Origin of the sequence: Nocardioides sp. NPDC057577 (genome assembly GCF_042801335.1) — a bacterium.
In the GTDB taxonomy this organism is placed as follows: domain Bacteria; phylum Actinomycetota; class Actinomycetes; order Propionibacteriales; family Nocardioidaceae; genus Nocardioides.
In genome coordinates this window covers 1-1,828 of record NZ_JBHVGB010000328.1, presented here as the reverse complement: position 1 = coordinate 1,828, position 1,828 = coordinate 1, and the positions used below count along the sequence as shown (strand labels likewise).

General features: G+C 67.1%; 2 protein-coding genes. One reads left to right on the top strand and one right to left on the bottom strand.

Features of this window, described 5'->3' with window-relative positions; translation table 11 throughout:
* Positions 1-34: 34 nt before the first annotated feature.
* Complete coding sequence (locus tag ACFU7D_RS29535) at positions 35-1,249, bottom strand: homogentisate 1,2-dioxygenase (RefSeq protein WP_378874062.1); 1,215 nt, start codon at positions 1,247-1,249, stop codon at positions 35-37.
* Positions 1,250-1,354: 105 nt separating this feature from the next.
* Here ACFU7D_RS29535 and ACFU7D_RS29530 point away from each other — a divergent pair, with 105 nt between their 5' ends.
* The gene (locus tag ACFU7D_RS29530; protein WP_378874059.1) at positions 1,355-1,750 is read left to right on the top strand and encodes a hypothetical protein; all 396 of its coding nucleotides are present in this window, start codon (positions 1,355-1,357) and stop codon (positions 1,748-1,750) included.
* The last annotated feature ends 78 nt before the right edge of the window (positions 1,751-1,828 follow it).

Below are 1,828 nucleotides of genomic sequence, written 5' to 3'. Positions count from 1 at the left end.
GTGTGGTCTTGTCTGTTCGCTCGCTGACGCTCGCTCACTGGCGGCCCCCGGCCCAGGTCCAGGCGTACTTGCCGTCGTCGACGGCCGCACCCGCCTCGCCGACCTCGAGCGGCCGGAAGGTGTCGACCATGACCGCGAGCTCGTCGAAGAACTCCGCGCCCAGGCTGCGCTCCGTCGCACCGGGCTGCGGCCCGTGGGCGTGGCCACCGGGGTGAAGCGTGATCGAGCCGATGCCGATCCCGGAGCCCTTGCGGGCCTCGTAGTCGCCGCCGACGTAGAACATGACCTCGTCGGAGTCGACGTTGGAGTGGTAGTAGGGCACCGGCACCGCGAGCTCGTGGTAGTCCACCTTGCGCGGCACGAAGTTGCAGATCACGAAGTTGTTGCCCTCGAAGACCTGATGGACGGGCGGCGGCTGGTGCACCTTGCCGGTGATCGGCATGTAGTCGGCGATGTTGAAGACGTAGGGGTAGAGACAGCCGTCCCAGCCGACGACGTCGAACGGGTGGTGCGGGAGGACGTGGACCGAGCCGGCGATCCCGCCGGCGCCCGGGCCCCGATGCTTGATGTAGACCTCGATTCCGTGGGCCTCTGCCTCGGTCGCGTCCACGGTCTGCGGATCGGTCGGGAGCCGGAGGTCCCGCTCGCAGTAGGGGGCGTGCTCGAGGAACTGGCCGAACCGGGAGAGATAGCGCTTCGGCGGGGCGATGTGGGAGTTCGCCTCGATCGCGTAGACGCGCAGCGGCTCGTCGCCGCTCGGCACCCACCGGTGGGTGGTGGCGCGCGGGATCACCACGTAGTCGCCCTCACCGACCTCCAGGTCACCGAAGACCGTCTCGACGACCCCGCTGCCGGACTCGACGTAGACACACTCGTCGCCGATCGCGTTGCGGTAGAGCGGCGAGGCCTCCCCCGCGACCGCGTAGTGCAGCCTCACGTCGCCGTTGCCGAGCACCAGGCGGCGTCCGGTCACCGCGTCGTGACTCTTCCATTCTTCGGCTTCGAAGAGATCGTGAAGCCCCAGGTGCATCGGGCGCAGCGGATGGTTGGGGGTCGTGCCGTGATCGGGCAGCTCCCAGACGCGTACGTCCTTCACCGCCGAGGGGATGAAGCGGTGGTAGAGCAACGAGGAGTCCGAGGAGAACCCTTCCTCGCCCATGAGCTCTTCGTAGTAGAGATTCCCTTCTCCGTCGCGGTGTTGGGTGTGCCGCTTGGGCGGGATGTGCCCGCGCTTTTGGTAATGCGCCATACCTCGGATCGTACGTGACCTGGACCACACCGATCACGGGGGTCGAACGTCCTGACTTTGTCTCAGATACCGGGTGGGGCATGGTTCCTCCCCTAGGCTCCGGAGATGCCCTCCGAGACCCCCGAGACCCTCTTCGTGGCGCACGCGACGGGTCGTCTCCTGCACGTTCGGGCCTGCCCCCAGCTCCTCGGTCTCGACGCACCGATCAGGGCCACTGCCGCGCAGATCGACTCTCTCGGCATGTGCGCCTGGTGCGCGAAGGAGCTGTCCGAGGACGGCCGAAGATACTTCGACTCCGTCGAGCAGGCCGTACGCACTCTCGACCCCTCCGACGACGCCGTTCGTGCCACCGAGGTGGCTCTGGGTGATGTCTCCTTTGACCTCGTCTGGGTTCCGCCGAGCTACTCCTACATCGCTGTCGGGGACAAGGAGCATGCTGTTGCCTGGATCGGGCGAGGGTGTGTCATGCATGCGGATGGGCGGCTCGTCGACTTCGCCTGACTGTTCTTCTTGGCTGGTCTGGGCCGCCGACCCTTGCTTGGAGGGTCTTCTCGACGGGCCCCGGAGTAAAGGACGGCC

Excerpts from the sequence above, each read along its gene's own strand:
- ACFU7D_RS29535 (WP_378874062.1), bottom strand. The coding sequence starts at position 1,249 with ATGGCGCATTACCAAAAGCGCGGGCACATCCCGCCCAAGCGGCACACC.
- ACFU7D_RS29530 (WP_378874059.1), top strand. The coding sequence starts at position 1,355 with ATGCCCTCCGAGACCCCCGAGACCCTCTTCGTGGCGCACGCGACGGGT.